The organism is candidate division Zixibacteria bacterium HGW-Zixibacteria-1 (assembly GCA_002838945.1).
GTDB lineage: Bacteria > Zixibacteria > MSB-5A5 > GN15 > PGXB01 > PGXB01.
This window is the reverse complement of sequence record PGXB01000002.1, coordinates 146,225-165,390: the sequence shown is the minus strand read 5'-3', so window position 1 is coordinate 165,390 and position 19,166 is coordinate 146,225. Positions and strand designations below refer to the sequence as shown.

The window sequence follows — 19,166 nt, the reverse complement described above, 5'->3', positions numbered from 1 at the left end:
CAAAAAGTAGTTGTATCGCTTACTGCGGGCATATAGATTATGCCCGTGATACTGGTGATCAATAATTCAATATGCCTTCAATGCGGCGGCTGTGTTCCTCTCTGCCCGGAGGATGCCTTATTCCTGACATTCGATCATCTCAAGTACGATACCGATCTGTGCACGCTATGTGGAATCTGTATCCGGTTCTGCCCGGTTGCCGCCATCTCCGAGGAGGACCGAATTGCGATATGATGCCGTGGTAGTCGGCGCCGGCCCGGCGGGATCGATGGCTGCCTATGAAATCGCGTCGGCCGGTCATTCGGTCCTGATGCTCGAGAAACATAGTCGTCCGGGAATTCCGGTCTGCTGTGCCGAAGGAGTGGGAAGTCGCGGTCTCGATAAATTAATCAAGCCCAGACCGGAATGGATCTCCGCTGTTATAAACAGGGTCAGAGTAATCGCGCCGGATGGTTCTCATACGACCGTGACTCTTTCGGGAGGAGGATATGTCCTTGACCGGAAGAAATTCGACTATGACCTGGCCGGCCGGGCAGTCGAGGCCGGAGGCCGCCTTGAGTGCGGGACCATCGGCCTGAATTTGACGGGGCATAATAATCATTTTGATACGATCAATATTCAGCGTTCCTCAGGAGGCAGCGAGAAGATCGAGGCCCGAATATTCATTGCCGCTGACGGTGTCGAATCAAGAATCGCCCGGATGGCCGGAATGGATACCTTGGTCGAACTTGATGAAGTGGAAACCCTTCTGGAATATCGTCTCGAAAACATTACTGTCTCCCCGGATTTGATCGAGTTTTATGTGGGCAACAAGGTGGCTCCCAAAGGGTACCTCTGGGTTTTCCCCAAGTCCGGGAGTTCGGCCAATATCGGCATTGGAATTATTACCGACGGTGCACGGGGCGACGATGCCATGCGTCTGCTCGACACTTTCGTCGATCAGCATTATCCCGGTGGCGTCGTCACTGAGAAAATGGGCGGACTGACGCCCAAGTACCGGAGCAAGGGCCAGTTTCGACTGGGCAACCTTCTGGTTGCAGGTGATGCCGCCCGGGCGCTGGATTCACTGACTGGCGCCGGTATTGTCAATGCCATGATGTCCGGCCGTTATGCAGGATTGGCGGCGGTGGAATATTTATCGGGCCGGATCGGCCATATCGATGACATCGACAGGTTTTATCCGGGCTGTTTTCTCGAAGAAAAAGATGAGGAATTGTCGAGGTATCGGCGGCTGAAAAATATGTACACACGCCTTGAGGACGATGACTTTATTGACATCGTCAAGGCGTTGAAAATTCATTTTGCGGAAAATTCTACTGATGGGATAAATGCCGGCAAGCTGCTGGCCAGGATAATTAAAACCCGGCCTCGTCTGATCCGGCTGGTCAGGTATATTTTATGAGTTACCGGATTTTAGCTGGTAAGCCGGGTGACCATGGCCATCAGTCTGGATTTATCGCGGGCGGCTTTTTTCTTATGAATAATATTTTTATGAGCGGCCTTATCGATAACGCAGACGACATCAGAAATCATTTTTTCCGCTTCGGCGCGAGTCTGGCAGCTGCGAATCGCCTTAACCGATTTCTTCATATTGGAACGGAGGGCACGATTGCGCTCCCTGGCCAGGGCCGATGTTTTAATCCGTTTCTTACAGGACTTATGATGCGGCAATTTTTTCCCTTTCAACCTTATGTTTTTTTTAGCCTTTTAATATATAGATAATTTATATTTTGTCAATGGATAATAATACCGGTAAATCAATTGCCTCCACGGCCGGAACCGTTTCGGCGGCCACGGCGGTTTCCCGAATTCTGGGGCTGGTCAGGGAACAGGTCGTCGCCTTTTTCTTCGGGGCCGGTATGGCCACCGATGCCTTTGTGGCCGCTTTCCGCATACCCAATTTGCTTCGCGACCTGTTTGCGGAGGGGGCGCTTTCTTCGGCTTTTGTTCCGGTTTTTAAGGAGAAGATAGTCAAGAACGGCCAGGCGGAAGCGTTTCGGTTGGCCAATCTGACCATTTCGGCCCTGCTTCTGATTGTCGGCGCAGTTGTAGCCATTGGTATAATTGCAACTCCTGCAATAGTATACGCTTCAGCGAAGGGGTTCACGGCAGATCCAGCCAAGTTTGCTCTGACCGTCAACCTGACAAGGATAATGTTCATTTATCTCCTGATGGTATCCATCTCGGCGGTCCTGATGGGTATTCTTAATTCTGTCGGCCGTTTCGGGATACCGGCCCTGTCGCCCGCTCTTTTTAATATCGGCATGATTTTGGCCCCGCTGTTGTTAAATGAGTATTTCGACGTCCCCATTTATACGCTGGCGCTGGGCGTGATAGTTGGCGGAATCGGGCAACTGGTTTTTCAGATCCCGTCACTGCTTAGAATAGGCTTTCGCTTCAAATTTATGCTCGATTTTGCCGACTCCGGAATCCGAAGGATAATCCGTCTGATTTCCCCGATGGTTCTGGGATTGTCGGCTTCAAGGCTGAATATTCTGATCAGTACACTGCTGGCCTCGCTTTTGATGGAGGGGGCGATGTCCTATTTGAACTATGCCTATCGGCTGATGCATTTTCCCCTGGGAGTTTTTGGTGTGGCGCTCGGAACGGTCACACTGCCGAAGGTCTCCGATGATGCGGCGCGCAATGATACGGCGCAGCTTGTCAGGACTTTCAAGGAAGCAATCGGGCTGACCATGTTTCTGGTGATTCCTTCGGCGGCCTATCTGGCGGGGTTCAGCGATGATCTGGTTCGGCTCATTTATCAGCGGGGGGCATTCGGACCGGAAGCCACCGCTCATACCGCCAGGGCGCTATATTTTTACGCTTTCGGACTGGTCGGTTTTGCGGGGGTTCGGGTGGCGGCCCCGGTATTCTATGCCCTCGATGACGCCAGACGGCCGATGTTCTATTCGATAATTTCCGTGGCGGCCAACATAGTCTTGAATTTTGCTTTTATACCATTGTGGGGATTTGCCGGGCTGGCGGCGGCCAATTCGGTGGCCGGTTTGATGAATCTTTTCCTGCTGGTATTCAATATGAAAAAGAAGATTACCGGAATCAACTATTTATATTTTATGATTCCGACCATAAAAATTATCTTGGGTTCTGTCGCCGCAGTGATTATAATGAAGGCGATAAATATTGACTATTTTATATCATCTGGAAATCTCATCGGGAAAATTTTGAATGTCGGACTGCAGATAACCGGCATGAGCGTGATCTATATCGTTCTCATGTTGCTGCTGAGAGTCGATGAAGTCAAGAGACTATTGGCGGTGTTGCACTTGAAGAAATAATCAAAAAGTCGGGGCCCGGTTGGCGAGAAAAAATCCGGCCATAATTGCACTGGTTGCAGTGGTCTCCGGGATAGTCTTTGCCGACACCTTTGAAATCGCATCCTGGATATTTTTATTGGCGGCGTTATCCCTGTTGCCGTTGCTGGTCTTTTATCATACCTCGCGGAAATTTTTGGCCGCAGGCGCGGCCGGTCTGGGAGTGCTGCTTTTATTCTCCGCCTATAATTACACCTTTCGGATGAAGACGTTTCCGCCCGGGCATGTCATTCATTACGCCGAAATAGATAAAATCTGCACCATTTACGGAGAGGTCGACGATTGGCCGGTGATTTCGGAAAACCGAACCGGCATTTTTGTGGCGGTCGATTCGATCGAATGTGAAGGGAGAAGAGAACGATCATTGGGGCGGTTGTTGCTTAGAATCAACACGGAGACAACGGTCATAAATTATGGGGACCGGATATTTTTCAATGCGGTCATTTACCCGGTCAGGGACGGGAAAAATCCGGTCGGATTCGATTATAAAAGATATCTGAATCTCAGAAGTGTTTTCGGAACCTGCTACCTGCCCAATCAATACACCATACAGATCGATCCGGCGGGGCAGGGGGATGTCTTTACGCTGATCGATCGAATGCGTCGCTTTATCCTTGAAACATTCCGGGAATCACTGGGCCGGGATGCTTCGGCCATGTCGGCCGGTTTTCTTATTGGATATACCCGGGATATCTCGACGGAAGTTTACGGTTACTTCCGGGACAGCGGCACTTTGCATCTTCTGGCGGTATCGGGATCGAATGTGGGACTGGTGGCGGTGTTGTTTGTCTTTCTGTTGCGGGCGTCTTCGATGAAACTTCCGGCTAGAACCTTATTATTGCTGCTGATTATTATTGTGTTCTCGTTTCTGGCTTATAACCAGCCATCGGTGGTCCGTGCGTCGGTCATGGCCTCGCTGGTGCTGATCGGGCGGGCGCTTCAGCGAAGGGTGGATCTCAATAATATAATAGCCTCAGCGGCCCTGATTATTCTGTTGTTTAAACCCGGCGATCTTTTCGATATCGGTTTCCAGCTTTCGTTTGTGACGGCCTGGGGGCTGATATTTTTTGTGCCCAGGCTGACGGTGCCATTCAAGGATTATAAGACAAGGTGGTACTATAAATACATGATATTCCCGCTGATTGTCTGCATTACGGCGCAGCTGGTTTCATTACCCATGTGTGCCTTTTATTTCCAACGATTGCCGATGATATCGTTTCTTTCGAATCTGGTCATTGTCCCTCTGGTAAGCGTGATTGTAATCGCGGAGATTATTCTCATATTGGCATATCTCCTATTGCCTTATGCCGGGCTTATGGTGGGGGCGTTGCTTGATCCGTTGATAAGGTTCACGCTGATGCTGCTTCGTTTTTTCGGAACCGGCGATGTCGGTTTTGTTTTCAAATATAATCTGCCAGGGGCCATGCTAATTTTGTATTATATGTTTCTACTTGTCTTCGTGTCCGCATTATTTTCTCGATTGTACCGTCGTATGATAGTTCTTCTTGTACTGTTGACGGCCAATGTGATTCTCGTGATGGGCCTAATCGGCAACGACAAATCGCCGCGTCTCGATATCTTCTCTGTCCCCGGGGGAATTGCGGCAGTAAGTCAAATCGGGCCGGCGCATTTGATTTTGAGTGATTTAGCTGTAAAGGATTACCTTATTGCCGAAAAAATGATCGCACCGTTTCTGGACAGCAGATCGATCAAACCCGATAAGATATTCATCCTTTCGGCCGATTACCACAGCCTGAAAGAAGCTTACTCTTTAATGAATAAATATGATTCTCTTTCGGCATTTGCGCCGGCCAGCGCCCGCGGTTCCATGAATGATATTATCGGCCCGGGCCGAACACCCTTTGATTCGGGGAGAATTATTTATTATGACGAGGCGGCCTATCCAATCGGCCGGGAAAACTATGAGTCGGCGGTCCGCGGACGATCCATGATATACAGATTTGATTCTTCCAGCATTATTTTCGCAGGGAACCACAGTGATCCTGATTGGCTGGCAGGGGTGATTGATGAAGGCGGCGATTTATGGGTCGTGGTGAAGGCAAGAGTGGATGTTGAGGATTTGAACAGGCTGTCAGTGGTCACTTCTGGGAAAATACAACTTATTATATGTAACCGGCTTACCCCGAAAGCAAGACAATTTGTCAAAGAGCGGATGCATATTTGCAGTGACTTCCCCGAACTGATTGAGACTTCGCAGGTTGGCGCAGTCGAGCTGGTGGTGGTCAACGGGCGGGTTGAAATCAGGAATAAAAAAATCCGCATAATTGACGGTTAAGATTAGACCGCAATTTCCCGATAAAATTAAAGAAATACAAGAATTACAGGGATTTCCCGGTTCGCATCCGGGATAGATGAAGATATGCTATGAGTTTAACTGGGAATCTAAAAACGGTATCCTTTTCGGATATTCTGCAATTACTGGCGACCGGTAAGAAAACCGGAATATTGCAGGTCATGACAAAAGCGCGTCAGAAGGAGATTGCCTTCAAGGACGGCAATATTGTCCATGCCTCATCAATAAACTCCAGCGAGGATTTGCTGGGGAATCTCTTATTGAAACGAGGCAAGATCTCCAAGTCGGACCTGGAAAAGGCCATCACGCTGCACAAACAGACAGGACGCCAGCTTGGAACGACTCTGGTCGATATGGATCTCTTCGACAAGGAAGAAATTCTCGACTGCCTTAAGATGCAGATTGAGGAAATCGTGTATAATCTTTTCAGCTGGCAGGAGGGGGATTTCAAGTTTCTTGAAAATGCCCAGCCCAAACGAATCCTTCTGCCGATCGAACTGAGCACCATGAATGTCATCATGGAAGGGACGCGCCGTATCGATGAATGGGTCGAGATTCAGAAGATTCTTCCGCCCGACGACGTCAAGCTGCGATTGTCGCCGTCTCCGAAGACGAAAAAGGATGAAGTCCGAATCACGCTCGACGAATTCAAAATTCTCTCTCTTATTAACGGTGATCGAACCCTGCCCGATATCATTGAGATCTCGCCGATCGGCGAGTTTGTTACCTGCCGGGCGATGTATAAGCTGATTTTGGGCGGGTTGGTGCAGTCGGCCGGAAAATTGACTGCTGAAAATCAGGTGGTCGAGAACGAGGAAGAAGTCATCCTGTCCATCCTGTTTTCACTTTATAACAGTTGTTTTTACCGGATTCGCTCCATAGTCGAAGAAATCGTCGGCGAGCAGAATCCCATGTTTAACAAGTATCTGTCGAGTTTCCGCAACGGTTTCCTGATGTATTTCCCGGGATTCGATCCGGGTGCCGATTTGACCCCGCCTTTTGATAAATTTTACATGGAGATTCTTAAAATACCGGCGCCGGTCAGGATGCATGTCGTTATGAGCGCACTGGAAAATATGCTCAGTAATCAGCTCGAATATGTATTCTATTTCCTTGGCGTGGGCGTCTACCGCCGGACCGCGGGCCAGATCAAGAAAGAGATTACCGCGCCGATGGCCATGAGACGCGAACTTGTCAAGAGATATAAAATTGGCGATAATCTTATAAACTCAGTGAAAAAAGCTGACCGGGTCGTAAAGCTGGTGAAAGGTGCATCATGATAAAAAAACTATTAAACATTATATATTTATTTATCATATTGGGGATTATGACAACAAGCCCGGCTTATGCCTCATTCAGCCCCAATGCGATTTATTCCACCACGGCGATGATCAATATCGTGGTGCTGGTTTGCGCCGCCGTCTGCCTTGCCTGGGCGCTTAAGATTCTCACCCTGGTTAAGGGCGGCTTGATTTCGAAAAGCTGGCAGATGTTTGTCATCGGATTTTGCTTTTTAATAGCTGCCCAGTTGGCGGTTGTTGGAGAAAAAGTCGGCCTGATTATGATGCCGACCTATATCTCGACCGCTTTATATCTATTAATGACAATAACTTGGTTGGCGGGACTGTATCAAACACGAAAAGTGTTGGGATGATTTTATTTGATTGACATAAGTTATATTGGGAGTTATAATTATAAATTATATAAAATGACTCATATTAATTCTATGAATATCAATGGCTTGTCAACCATAATGGAGCTTAAATCATGGCTCAGGTAACGGAACTGGACGATAGAATAGCCAAATGCAACAAGATTCTGAATGAGAATCCCAATTCTCAGATTTTTGCGGCATTGGCTGAAGCTTATAGAAAGAAGGGCGAGATTGATAAAGCCTTTCGAATATGCCAGACCGGGTTGAAGATTCATCCGGGTTATGGATCGGCCCATATGGTGATGGCGAAGATCAATTTTGATAAGGGCCTCTTTGACTGGGCCGAGATGGAAATACAAAAGGCGGTCGAACTGGACGGCACCAGTCACGCCACCGAACTGGCCCTGGCCGAAATCCATATCCATCGCGGCGAATTCGCCAAAGCGGCCAAAATATTGAATAAGCTTCTGGAGTCGGATCCGGGTAACAAGCATGTTCAAAAACTACTGGATCTGACCAAAAAGCTGCCCCTCGAATCTCCGATCAGGGCTTATGAAGAATCCCCTGTCCCTCGGGCTGTCGCTTCGGAAGATGACGGGCCGGAGCCGGCTCCACGGCCGGAAAGAAAGATCACGTATAAAGAGTTGCTGGACTTTGTCGCCGGGGTGGCCGGGGTTAACGGTGTTTTGCTGATAAATCGCGAGGGTTTGGTGGCGGATCAGCGATGGGATGAGCCGGGGTCGCCGGAATTGTATGGGGCGGTGGCCCGGGATATCGAAAAGACGATTCAATCTCAAATTGAGATATCGGACTTTGGTGAATATGAGAATATTCTGCTCGAAGCGGATGATTTGATATTGAAGTTAATACCTTTGCACGGTAACCTTTTGCTTATAAAAGCCAATAAACAGATTAATCTGGGAACACTCAGGTTGAGGCTGCCGAAGCTTTTGAGCAGATTGGAACATGATCTTAGCTGATAGGTTTAATTATGATTGGAAACAAAAAATTTGCTCAGGTCATACTGTTTTCGGCGTTGCTGATTGTAGTACCGATGTTTTATTTCCCGGCAAGATTCGGCATGGAACTGGCGACCGGTTCATTTGCATATTCCATGTTTGAGGTCGTTTTCTACGGTTTCCTGTTTTATATCTTTCGTCCCGGATCATCGCTTCTGCAGCTCTTTGCAGGCGCGGGTCTGACATTTTTATATCGCATCGTAATGGGAACAATATTGGGAGTATTTCTATCGATATTCTACTCTATGGATTTCTCGGTATCGCTGGCCCTGGGAGTTTCCCGCTATTTACCGGCGATAGTACTGCACGTTCTGGCTGCGCCATTTGTTATGAGGCCGTTCTTTCTGGCCATTGCCGATGAACCGGCATATTCCCCGCGGCGTCGTCCCGTGGCCGGCCGGCCGGCCGCCGGCAATCGGGAGAATGATGTTATTACCCAGCCGTACCTTCCCAGATCCGAAGGCCGTCCGACAGTCGATTCATCTGAGCGTGTAACCGAAGCAAAAGGCGGGACAGTCATGTTAGGAGAAAGCGATGGTTTCCACCGCGCGGTTCGATACATCGGCGAACATCATGCGGTATTACTCGCGGCGGTGGTCGATTTCGAAGGGCTGACGATGGCGACGTTTCAGCGGGACGGATGCGACCCCGAGTTGTGGGCGCCGTATTCGCTGCTGTTTCGAGAAGCCAACGACAGATTACTGAAGAAAATTAATGACGACAACGGAGTCGGGCGGCTGGATTTGATATTCGGTCCGCGCCGGCTTGTCATAGTAAATGTGGATAGTGTCAATCTGCTGGTTCTGTTCCGGCATGAGGATGATGAATTGCTCGGTATCAGAATTATGCAGGCGGCCGATATGATCAGGAAATATGTGTCCGAACGCTACGGCCATCTGAAGCCGTCAAGTACGGAGGAAAGATATGTATCAAATTCTTGAAGAACTCAATAAAACCAGTGGAATTACCGGCTCGATGATTGTCGGTGATGACGGTATTGTCATTGCGTCCGACCTCCATACTTCCTTCGAAGAGGATACCATTGGAGCACTGGCGGCATCAATTACCAGCAACATACAGAAGTCGATGGACCGATTGCAGCAGGCTGCATTATCGCAGGTTACAATTGAGGCCGGTTCGGGCAAACTCTTTTTCTCACATGCCGGGATCGGCATCCTTGTCGTGACCGCCGAGCCGGATGTGAACATCGGCTTGATTCGCCTGGAGATTAAGAACGCAGTCGGCAAGATAAACAGCAATAACTAATAAAGGGAATTATGGTTTCTATAAATTACGCAACCAGGGAAGTGACCTGTAAAATTGTCTATTACGGGCCGGGTTTGTCCGGCAAGACGACAAATTTGCAGTACATTCATGATAAAGTTCCCGGCGATACGCGGGGAAAGCTGATCTCCCTGGCCACGGAAGCGGACAGAACCCTTTATTTTGATTTTCTGCCTATTAATATAGGTAAAATCAGCGGTCTGACCGCCAAGTTCCAGTTGTATACCGTTCCGGGCCAGGTGTATTACAATGCTACCAGGAAGCTGGTGTTGCGCGGCGCCGACGGGCTAGTCTTTGTCGCCGACAGCCAGCCGGATAAAATGGATGAGAATATCGAATCTATCAATAACATGAAAGAAAATTTGGCTGAATACGGATATGATATCAATGAGATGCCGATCGTGATCCAGTACAACAAGCGCGACCTGCCCAATGTTCTGTCGGTGGCGGAACTTGAGGCCCAGCTGAATCCCTACGGCTGGAAATGTTTTGAAGGGGAAGCGGTCAACGGCCGGGGCGTTTTTGATACTCTTAAAATGAGCATAAAGCTGGTACTCGACAAGGCGCGCCGCGGGCAGTCATCTTCCGGCGCCAAGAAGGAAGCGGCGGCGGAACCGAAACATGCCGAGGTCAAAGCAGCGACGGCCGAACAGGCCGGGATGAAGGCTCCGACGGCCGGAACGGCCGTGGAGACAACGGCGAAAGTGGCTCCGGCGCCGATCGAGGATATGGATGCGGTCAGGGAGTCGGCTTATGATGTCGACAAGGAAGATACGGAAAACCCGTCCGCAGTCGAGGACGGAGAGATTGCCGATGTCGGTCAGACCGCTTTCGAGCACAGCGAAATCAACGGTGACGCGATGAATGGAGGTCATTCTCCGGTCGATCGAGCGCCCGCAACGAATGAGAAACCGGCTTCTCCCGTGGAGGAAAAAGTCATATCCGCAGGGAGCGACAGTTATCTTCAGGAGCCCGAACCTGAACCGGATAACTGGGGACAGGACCGCCCATTTCCGGGTTCGACTTCAAAATTGGGCCGGCGGGGGAGAAGGATCACGGTGTCCGATTTCCAGCGATCGACGAAGCCGGATGATGTTGAAGATTTTGAGGCGGATTCCGATGATGAATCGAGCGATGGCTACCAGGACTGGCACATGCCCACAATGGCGCCTTCGACACGCATCATTAAGAAAAAACGCGGTTTCTTCAAACGCCTGTTTGGAATAAAGTAGTAAAGGAGGTGGTGTCATGAACGAAGATAATCTGATTATTTACGAAGAAGAAATAGAGAAGATCGATCTCATACTGGCCAGAATGTTGAAGGGAGCCGAAGCGAAATGTGCCCTGCTGGTCGACAAGGACGGTCATCTGATCACCCGACAGGGTTTTACCCACTCGCTGGATACGACCGCGCTGGCGGCTCTACTGGCCGGTTCATTTGCCTCCACCAAGGAAATAGCCAGGCTGGTCGGCGAATCGGAATTTTCCGTCCTTTTCCATCAAGGGAAAAAGGACCACATACATATGTCCCTGGTCGGGGATCGTTCGATTCTGGCGGTTGTCTTTGATGATCGCACGACGATCGGAATGGTCCGGCTGTACGCCAAGGAAACCGCAACCGAGTTGGCCAAAATATTTATTTCATTAAAGGCCAAGGCCCATGATGAGGGGCCGGGATTGACCGATGAGTTTGCGGCCTCGGCCGGTGATAAACTGGATGATATTTTTCAAGACTGATCGTCCGTGTTTGCCTGTAAATCCGACTCCGGGGGATAAATTATAAAAATGCGTACCGCGGTATGAGTATGTCTACTGAATTGGGAGCAATGCTGGTCAAGGCCGGCAAGATATCCGACGAACAGCTTCAGAGGGCTCTGACCCTCGTTAAAGATAAAGACCAGAAGTTCGGCCAGGCACTGGTCACGATCGGTGCCGTGACTTCCGAAGACGAGTTGAGCGGTTTTATCGGAAAACAGCTCAATATGGGAACTTTGAGGCTTTCCGACGTCGAGCTTAATCCGGAAATAGTCAAGCTGATCCCGGTTGATATTGCGCGTAAATTCAACGTTATCGCTATCTCCAAGCTGAATAAAAATCTCATTGTCGCCATCTCCGATCCGAACAATATTTATGTTCTCGACGCCATCAAATTTATCACCGGCTGTTCCATTCAACCGGTCATTTCTCCTGAGAAATCAATCGAGAAGGCCATTGAGACTTATTATCGCGATGACAGCGCTTTCTCGACCATAATCAAGGGTCTCGAAGACGATATGAGCCTGGAACTGGTCGAAACCGAGGAAGGGTTGTCCGAGGCCGATCTGCAGTCGGCCATCCAGGATAAGCCGCTGGTCAAGCTGGTCGATTCGATTATTGCCGATGCGATTCGAAGCGGAGCCTCGGATATTCACTTCGAAACCTATGAGAAACGTATCCGGGTTCGTTACCGCATAGACGGTGATTTGCGCGAGATGCCGCCGCTTCCGTTTAAATATCGGGCGGCCATTGTTTCGCGACTGAAGGTTATGGCGGATCTTGATATTTCGGAGAGAAGGCTGCCTCAGGATGGTCGAATAAAAGTTAAAATCGGGGATCGAACAGTCGATTTGCGTGTCTCGGTGCTGCCCACCATTTTCGGCGAAAAGGTGGTTATGCGAATTCTCGATCCCAAGGCGCTAATGGTGGATATGACCAAACTGGGCTTTGTGGCGGACTCGTTGAAGCGTTTTGACGATGCCATTCACCTTCCTTACGGCATCATCCTGGTAACCGGGCCGACCGGTTCGGGTAAAACAACGACGCTGTATTCGGCCCTGAAACAGATTAACACGATCGATGTCAACATCATGACAGCCGAGGACCCGGTCGAGTTCAATTTCGAAGGTATCAACCAGGTGGCGGTGAAAACAGATATCGGGTTGACCTTCGCGGCCGCCCTGAGGTCTTTTCTGCGTCAGGACCCTGATATTATCATGGTCGGTGAGATTCGAGACTCGGAAACGGCGGAGATCGCCATTCGTTCGGCGTTGACCGGTCACCTTGTTTTTTCCACCCTGCATACCAACGATGCGCCGTCATCGATTAATCGTTTGGTCGATATGGGTATTCCCAATTATCTCGTGGCCGGTGCCACCAGACTGATCATGGCCCAGCGAATGACCCGTAAAATCTGCAACGGCTGCCGGGAAGAATATAAACTGACCGATGAGCAGATCGAGGCCCTCCATGTTCCCGATGAACTGTTGAAGGATATCAAGGCCTTCCGGGGTAAGGGATGCAGTGAGTGCAACGGCTCCGGGCTTTCCGGGCGGGCCGGTATTTTTGAGGTTATGCCGATTACACGGGAAATTGAGCGGATGATTCTGGCCAATGCCCCCGAGAGTGAACTGCGCGATCAGGCCATAAAAGAGGGCATGCTGACTTTGCGGATGGCCGCAGTGGCTAAAATGAAGTTGGGTAGTATTTCGATTGAGGAAGTTTTTGCGGTAACTTCCTGATATTCCCCGGCGGCTTCGGCTGTATATCCTGAATTCCTTATAGTTCATAGAGTTAACTCCAAAAAGATATAAATTTAGTCTTCAAGATTATTCCATTTCTTCCGATATAGAATATGATGACTTATCTGAAGAAACACTTTTAGATATCGGGAGATATTATGGTTGGACTACGTCAGCTTCTGGAAGAAATGGTCAAAATGGACGCTTCCGATTTGCATATTACCGTCGGTTCTCCGCCTGTCTGCAGAGTGGATGGCAAGCTGGTGAGAATGCCTTATGATATATTAAACCCGGATGATACGAAAAAGCTGGCCTATTCAATAATGAATGAGAAGCAACGACTGAAATTCGAAACCAGTTCCGAGCTTGATCTGTCTTTCGGTATAGAACAGATGAGTCGTTTTCGGTGCAATGTTTTTATGCAGCGCGGCAACGTCGCCGTGGCCCTGCGCCAGATACCTTACAAAATACGTACCTTCGAAAGCCTCGGGTTGCCGAAGGTCATCGCCGAGATGGCCAAACTTCCGCGAGGTCTGGTTCTGGTAACCGGTCCGACCGGTTCGGGTAAATCGACAACGCTGGCGGCCATTATCGACAAGATTAACAGGGAGCGACAAGTCCATATTATTACGGTCGAGGATCCGATCGAGTATCTGCATCGTCATCAGCATTCGATCGTAAATCAACGCGAGGTATACAGCGACACGCAGTCGTTTTCATCGGCGCTGAAATATGCTCTGCGAGAGGATCCCGATGTGGTTCTGATCGGTGAGATGCGCGACCTCGAAACCATCGAATCGGCGCTTAATATCGCCGAGACGGGACATCTGGCCTTTGCGACACTGCACACCAACTCAACTTCGGAATCCATTAACCGCATCATTGACGTTTTTCCGACCAACCAGCAGGAGCAGGTTCGTATTTCGCTGTCATTCAGTTTACAGGCGGTGATTTCGCAGTGTTTGATTCCGAAAATCGGCGGCGGCCGCGTCATGTCGCTGGAAATAATGGTTTGCACCCCCGCCATAAGAGCATTAGTACGTGATGATAAAGTACACCAGTTATACAGCATGATACAGTCGGGCCAGAAATACGGCATGGCGACAATGAATCAGTCACTGGCCAATCTGTATAATTCCGGCAAAATCACCATCGGTGATGCCATGAGTTTCAGTTCCAATATTCAGGAACTGAATGAAATGTTATCGAGGACAAAATCACCGGCGATGGCTTAGGCCCGGTTTGCGAAGGGAGCAATTATGCCCGTCTTTGAATACAAAGGAAAAACCCTGGCAGGTTCCCCGGTACAGGGTGATCTCACTGCCAAGGATAGATCCGATCTTGAAAGAATTCTGCGCCGTAACCGAATCCTGGTAACGAGCATCCGTAAAAAACCGACCGAGCTAAAAATTAAAATCGGCACCGGGATAAAGAAAGTCGAGATATCAAGATTTACGCGCCAGTTTGCAACCATGATCGGCGCCGGTTTGCCTATGGTGCAGTGCCTTGACATTCTGGCGAACCAGATGGAAAACAAAGAGCTGTGCCGCATTATTTCGGATGTCAAGCAATCCGTCGAAGGCGGGTCGACCCTGTCCGAGGCGATGAGGAAGCATAAAAAGGTATTTGACGATTTGTATGTAAACATGGTGGAATCCGGTGAAATGGGCGGCGCCCTCGACACCATTCTGGTCCGTCTGGCCGTCTATCGTGAAAAATCGGATGCCCTGATCCGCAAGGTCAAAGGGGCCATGGTATATCCGTCGGTTATCGTGGTCGTAGCCACAGGCGTAACGATTGCCATGTTGACCTTTATCGTGCCGGTTTTTGCCAATATGTTCGGCAGTCTGGGCGCCGAATTGCCGAAGCCGACTCAGATAATTCTGGACATCAGTAATTTCCTGAGGTCTAATTTTCTCTTCCTGGCCATGGGTATTATTGGCGGCGCGATAGCCTTTGTATACTGGGTGAAGACGCCGGGCGGGAAAGCCACTTTTGACACATTCCTGATTAAGTCCCCGGTTTTTGGCAACCTCGTTCGAAAATCGGCGGTGGCCAGATTTACGCGGACGCTGGGAACGCTGCTTTCATCGGGCGTATCCATTCTCGACGCCCTCGACATCACGGCCAAGACGGCCGGGAACACGGTCATCTCCAATGCCATCAAAAAGTCGGTGCTTTCGATTGCCGAGGGCGATACGATCACGGCGCCATTGAAGGAATCCGGCGTATTTCCGCCGATGGTGACGCAAATGATTTCGGTCGGTGAAAAGACCGGCGGTCTTGACGACATGCTCCGGAAAATCGCCGATTTCTATGATGAGGAAGTCGATGAGGCGGTCAGCGCCCTGACTTCGCTGATCGAGCCGCTGATCATTGTCGTTATGGGTGTCGTAATCGGCGGTATGCTGGTGGCGATGTATCTGCCGATGTTCGATATTATTGGAAAGATATAAAAGGAACCGACAATATTAAGGGCGCCGGCATGGCGCCCTTTTATTTTGATATGGACAGCAGAACAATATCAATCAAAGCCGGGTGGCTGCTTTCGCTGAGGCTGGCAACCTATGTCCTGATATCGGGCGTGGTTATTTACTGGCTGCGTTACCCTAATTTCCTGAGTTTCCCGTTTTTCGCCTATTCGTTGCTGACATTGATGCTGCCCCTGATGTTCATTTTTAAGAGATATTTTGACCTGAAATTTCTTCAAAAGGCAATTCCAATCGTTCAGATTATTTCGGAAATTATTGTCGAAATCGGGATAATATATTTAACGGGGAATATCAGTTCCGGCTTCTCCGGCATATTCGTTCTGACAATCATTTCCGCGGCGCTGGTCACCAATCTGGCCGGGACCCTTGGGATCGCTTCACTGGTCTCACTGGCCTACGCCTTTATCGTTTGGTTCGGTCTGGCGGCCGGGAGCGGGCAAGGCTCATCGATAAAGGCCCTGGAGACAATATTTTCGACTGAAGATGCGGCCTTTTACAATATTTTTCTGCATATTCTGACTTTCTACCTGATTGCCTTTATTTCAGGATTTCTGGTGGAGCGACTGAAGCGTAAGGATCGCGAGCTGGCGGACACCTCGCTGGCGTTAAAGCAGGCCAAACTGGAAACCGACGATATTCTGAAGCACCTCAATTCCGGCCTGTTTACCATTAATCGCGACGGCCGGATTATATATTTCAACCGGACCGCCGAGGAAATCCTTGGCTATTATGAATCGGAGGCTAAAGGAAAGGATATCAGGGAGCTTTTTATCAGCAGGATGCCCCAGCTTGTTGAAATTCTTCTGGATGTATTGAATTCCCAGAAACAATCTCCCAGAAACGAGATAGAAATAACCAATCGGGAAGGTTTGAGAATTCCACTGGGCCTGTCGACCTCACTTCTTCTGGATACAAACCGGACCATTCGCGGCGTAATTGCCATTTTCCAGGACCTGACCGAGACGAAAAAACTTGAGGAAAAAATCCGGGCGGCCGATAAGCTGGCGGCGGTGGGGGAACTCTCGGCGGCAATAGCGCATGAAATCAGGAATCCGCTGGCCGCGATTTCGGGATCGGTGGAGGTTCTGAAAAGCGAAATGGATGTTACCGGAGAGAATCGCCGACTGCTTGATTTGATTCTGATCGAGTCCAATCGGCTTAATAATATCCTGACCGATTTCCTGCTGTATGCCCGCACCAAAAGGACGGTTTTCACCAGAGTCGAACTGTGCCATCTTATCAGCGAAGTTATCGATGTCGTGAAACATCATCCGGCTCACGCCGAAAATATTTCCCTGCGGATGACTTCCAACGAATCGGTCATTTATATATATGGAGATGATGACCAGATTAAGCAGATCCTGATAAATCTGGTCGTCAATGCTTTTGAAGCTCTGGAAAATATTCCGGGTGAGGTGACCATTTCACTGGAATCCAGCCGTGAAAATGGGGTGACGGTTTGTATTGCCGATGACGGTCCCGGTATCGAAAGGGATACCGCAGCCAAAATATTTGACCCATTCTATTCGACAAAAAAATACGGCACCGGGCTGGGGCTGTCCATTGTGCAGCGTCTGGCCAAAAACCTCGACATTGATCTTTCCTGTGAGTCGGAACCGGGCAAGGGAACCTCATTTATATTAAGATTCCATCAGGTTCCCGACAAGAAGCGATTTGATCCGGATTATTCAGCCGTAACCGCATGAAATCCAGCCTTTAAGCCATTTCAATCTAATTTGGCTTGATTTTCCATTTTCATTGTATAAATTAGAAAATCCTTAAAACTTGAAAGGCAGGTTTTTTGATATGCATTTAAGAAATTTGATAATTGCCCCGTTATTCCTGATCACTGTCATCTTTTTTATCAGCGGCTGTAAAGTCAGCTCGTTAACCCGCGATGAAATTGTGGCGAATGATTTCCCCATTGCAATCATTGATTCCGACACTCCGGTCCTGGCTTCCAGTCTATACTACCGTCTGGCAAACAGCGATCTTCTTGAAGACGGCGGGGATCTCGATTCCACGCACTATTTTGACACGCTGAATGCAATAATCTTTGACTCGCTGATATCACTGGAGGCGGGCCAGGTCGATCTCAAAGAAGATCCGGCACTTTATCGAAATTTCTTCATGCTATATAAGAATTTTTATTTGAAGTATCTTTATGAACGTTTGGTTTTGGATTCTATTCCCACCGATTCCTCGTTTATCATTGAATATTACAAATCGCACTCGGATGTTTTCTTTTACCGGGAGCAGGTTCGCGCCAAGCATTTGGTTGTCTCTGCCGAAGGGTTGAAATACGGCAAGGATTCATTGCAATATAAAGATTATTCTCTTGAGCAGCTTGATTCAGTTGCGCGCGCAAAAGTATATTCTTACAGGGCCCAGATCGATTCCGGGGCCGATCTGGGAAATCTTGCCTACGATCATTCGGTGCATCGCGAGTCGGGCAAAAAGCTGGGCGAGCTGGGGTATTTCTTCCGGCACACTTATAATGATGTCTTCGACAGCGTCGCCTTTACGCTTCCGGAGGGGACAATTTCGGATCCATTTAGGACACGGGACGGCTGGCATATTGTTGAGGTCATTGATCATATTGATTCGGGTCTGGCCGATTTGACGCCGGAGATATATGAGCAGGCCACCCAGGGTTATCTGGCCGAAAAATCCCGCGGTATATATGAGCATTTTATGGATTCAATTTTTGCGGCCGCAAAGATCGTTTATAATGATGCCGAATTAAGCGGAAATCTCCATGAGGTTCCTGATTCGATGTGGGCGGCGATAATTAACAATACCGACACGATTACATTTTATCGGCTTCCTGATTACCTTCACCAATACAAATCCTCGGTTGGGCGCGACAGTGTCGATTTGCCGCTGATTCATGATATGCTTACTTATCGATCCATCGAATATGTCCTGATGCAGGCGGGCGATAATCTGGGTTTTGGAAATGACCCCGAAGTTGTCAAAGAGAAACATAATATATATTCCAAATATGCCAAGGTTTTTGTCATGAAAGGGAGCCGGGACCCTGATTACCAACCCCCCGACAGCCTGATAGAACGATATTATGATGCGCATAAGGAGAAATATGTCGTCGAGAAGCCGATTTATGTCCAGCATATAATTGTCAACGATTCCTTATATGGCGAGTTTCTGCGGGATCAGGCGCTGTCGGGAATAGATTTCCTTGAACTGGCCAAGGAGAATTATCCCGGAGCCGAGGAGATCAGGGTAGCCGCGGCCGATTTGGGATATATTGGTCCGAACGAGATGCCGGAGGCGTTTTACAGCAGGGCCATCGCTACGCCGGTAAACGGGATTTCACATCCTGTCAAAACCGAGTATGGCTATCATATCATAAAAGTTATCGATAAGCTCTATAACCGTTCCATCGAGCAAATGCGCCCGACTATCATCAGTGCATTGGTGAAACAGCATGCCGAAGAGTTCCGTAAACAATGGAAGCAGGATATGTTCAAGCGGCATAAAATTGAATATTATCTGGAAAAAGTCAAAAAAATGGAGTTGGCGTCCAAGAATCGACGTTAGCCGAAATATT

General features: G+C 49.0%; 16 protein-coding genes and 1 pseudogene. 16 read left to right on the top strand and 1 reads right to left on the bottom strand.

Annotated elements, in window-relative coordinates; all coding sequences use genetic code 11:
• The first annotated feature begins 39 nt into the window (after positions 1-39).
• Positions 40-234, top strand: a complete 195-nt coding sequence (locus CVT49_01520; protein PKK84860.1) for a ferredoxin — start codon at positions 40-42, stop codon at positions 232-234.
• Positions 224-1,402 carry a digeranylgeranylglycerophospholipid reductase gene (locus CVT49_01515; GenBank protein ID PKK84859.1) on the top strand — a complete coding sequence of 393 codons (1,179 nt, stop codon included), beginning with the start codon at positions 224-226 and terminating at the stop codon, positions 1,400-1,402. The genes CVT49_01520 and CVT49_01515 overlap by 11 nt, the downstream gene beginning before the upstream one ends.
• 11 nt (positions 1,403-1,413) lie before the next feature.
• Here CVT49_01515 and rpsT read toward each other — a convergent pair whose 3' ends face one another.
• A complete protein-coding gene (gene rpsT / locus CVT49_01510; protein PKK84858.1) occupies positions 1,414-1,692 on the bottom strand; it encodes a 30S ribosomal protein S20 in 279 nt (92 codons plus the stop codon).
• 44 nt (positions 1,693-1,736) lie between these two features.
• On the opposite strand from rpsT, the gene mviN reads away from it, so the two are divergent.
• The 14 genes and pseudogenes from mviN (at position 1,737) to CVT49_01440 (ending at position 19,156) form a co-directional block, all read left to right on the top strand.
• Positions 1,737-3,299 (top strand): murein biosynthesis integral membrane protein MurJ, encoded by a 1,563-nt coding sequence (gene mviN / locus CVT49_01505; GenBank protein ID PKK84857.1) that lies wholly within the window; start codon positions 1,737-1,739, stop codon positions 3,297-3,299.
• Positions 3,300-3,318: 19 nt separating this feature from the next.
• Positions 3,319-5,631, top strand: coding sequence for a hypothetical protein (locus CVT49_01500; GenBank protein ID PKK84856.1), 2,313 nt, complete (start codon positions 3,319-3,321; stop codon positions 5,629-5,631).
• A gap of 89 nt (positions 5,632-5,720) precedes the next feature.
• Positions 5,721-6,929, top strand: a complete 1,209-nt coding sequence (locus CVT49_01495; protein PKK84855.1) for a hypothetical protein — start codon at positions 5,721-5,723, stop codon at positions 6,927-6,929.
• A complete protein-coding gene (locus CVT49_01490) occupies positions 6,926-7,303 on the top strand; it encodes a hypothetical protein (GenBank protein ID PKK84854.1) in 378 nt (125 codons plus the stop codon). Before CVT49_01495 ends, CVT49_01490 begins: the two co-directional genes overlap by 4 nt.
• Before the next feature lie 113 nt (positions 7,304-7,416).
• Complete coding sequence (locus tag CVT49_01485; protein ID PKK84853.1) at positions 7,417-8,283, top strand: hypothetical protein; 867 nt, start codon at positions 7,417-7,419, stop codon at positions 8,281-8,283.
• 11 nt (positions 8,284-8,294) lie between these two features.
• Positions 8,295-9,263: a hypothetical protein gene (locus tag CVT49_01480; protein PKK84852.1), complete on the top strand. Its 969-nt coding sequence runs from the start codon at positions 8,295-8,297 to the stop codon at positions 9,261-9,263.
• Positions 9,247-9,588 carry a hypothetical protein gene (locus tag CVT49_01475; GenBank protein ID PKK84851.1) on the top strand — a complete coding sequence of 114 codons (342 nt, stop codon included), beginning with the start codon at positions 9,247-9,249 and terminating at the stop codon, positions 9,586-9,588. Before CVT49_01480 ends, CVT49_01475 begins: the two co-directional genes overlap by 17 nt.
• 11 nt (positions 9,589-9,599) lie before the next feature.
• Positions 9,600-10,184, top strand: a pseudogene (locus tag CVT49_01470) (gliding-motility protein MglA).
• A 670-nt stretch (positions 10,185-10,854) separates the two neighbouring features.
• On the top strand, positions 10,855-11,343 hold the full coding sequence (locus CVT49_01465; protein ID PKK84850.1) for a dynein regulation protein LC7: 489 nt from the start codon (positions 10,855-10,857) through the stop codon (positions 11,341-11,343).
• Between the two features lie 68 nt (positions 11,344-11,411).
• Entirely contained in the window at positions 11,412-13,103 is a 1,692-nt protein-coding gene (gene pilB, locus CVT49_01460) for a type IV-A pilus assembly ATPase PilB (protein PKK84849.1), read from the top strand.
• A 158-nt stretch (positions 13,104-13,261) separates the two neighbouring features.
• Complete coding sequence (locus CVT49_01455; protein ID PKK84848.1) at positions 13,262-14,338, top strand: type IV pili twitching motility protein PilT; 1,077 nt, start codon at positions 13,262-13,264, stop codon at positions 14,336-14,338.
• A 24-nt stretch (positions 14,339-14,362) separates the two neighbouring features.
• Positions 14,363-15,559 carry a pilus assembly protein PilC gene (locus CVT49_01450; GenBank protein ID PKK84847.1) on the top strand — a complete coding sequence of 399 codons (1,197 nt, stop codon included), beginning with the start codon at positions 14,363-14,365 and terminating at the stop codon, positions 15,557-15,559.
• 29 nt (positions 15,560-15,588) lie between these two features.
• A complete protein-coding gene (locus CVT49_01445; GenBank protein PKK84846.1) occupies positions 15,589-17,301 on the top strand; it encodes a hypothetical protein in 1,713 nt (570 codons plus the stop codon).
• Between the two features lie 100 nt (positions 17,302-17,401).
• Positions 17,402-19,156 carry a hypothetical protein gene (locus CVT49_01440; GenBank protein ID PKK84845.1) on the top strand — a complete coding sequence of 585 codons (1,755 nt, stop codon included), beginning with the start codon at positions 17,402-17,404 and terminating at the stop codon, positions 19,154-19,156.
• Positions 19,157-19,166 lie beyond the last annotated feature (10 nt).

What these genes read in the sequence shown, in the direction of transcription:
- CVT49_01520 (PKK84860.1), top strand. Translation starts at nt 40, where the DNA reads ATGCCCGTGATACTGGTGATCAATAATTCAATATGCCTTCAATGCGGC.
- mviN (PKK84857.1), top strand. Translation starts at nt 1,737, where the DNA reads ATGGATAATAATACCGGTAAATCAATTGCCTCCACGGCCGGAACCGTT.
- CVT49_01495 (PKK84855.1), top strand. Translation starts at nt 5,721, where the DNA reads ATGAGTTTAACTGGGAATCTAAAAACGGTATCCTTTTCGGATATTCTG.
- CVT49_01490 (PKK84854.1), top strand. Translation starts at nt 6,926, where the DNA reads ATGATAAAAAAACTATTAAACATTATATATTTATTTATCATATTGGGG.
- CVT49_01485 (PKK84853.1), top strand. Translation starts at nt 7,417, where the DNA reads ATGGCTCAGGTAACGGAACTGGACGATAGAATAGCCAAATGCAACAAG.
- CVT49_01480 (PKK84852.1), top strand. Translation starts at nt 8,295, where the DNA reads ATGATTGGAAACAAAAAATTTGCTCAGGTCATACTGTTTTCGGCGTTG.
- CVT49_01475 (PKK84851.1), top strand. Translation starts at nt 9,247, where the DNA reads ATGTATCAAATTCTTGAAGAACTCAATAAAACCAGTGGAATTACCGGC.
- CVT49_01465 (PKK84850.1), top strand. Translation starts at nt 10,855, where the DNA reads ATGAACGAAGATAATCTGATTATTTACGAAGAAGAAATAGAGAAGATC.
- pilB (PKK84849.1), top strand. Translation starts at nt 11,412, where the DNA reads ATGTCTACTGAATTGGGAGCAATGCTGGTCAAGGCCGGCAAGATATCC.
- CVT49_01455 (PKK84848.1), top strand. Translation starts at nt 13,262, where the DNA reads ATGGTTGGACTACGTCAGCTTCTGGAAGAAATGGTCAAAATGGACGCT.
- CVT49_01450 (PKK84847.1), top strand. Translation starts at nt 14,363, where the DNA reads ATGCCCGTCTTTGAATACAAAGGAAAAACCCTGGCAGGTTCCCCGGTA.
- CVT49_01445 (PKK84846.1), top strand. Translation starts at nt 15,589, where the DNA reads ATGGCGCCCTTTTATTTTGATATGGACAGCAGAACAATATCAATCAAA.
- CVT49_01440 (PKK84845.1), top strand. Translation starts at nt 17,402, where the DNA reads ATGCATTTAAGAAATTTGATAATTGCCCCGTTATTCCTGATCACTGTC.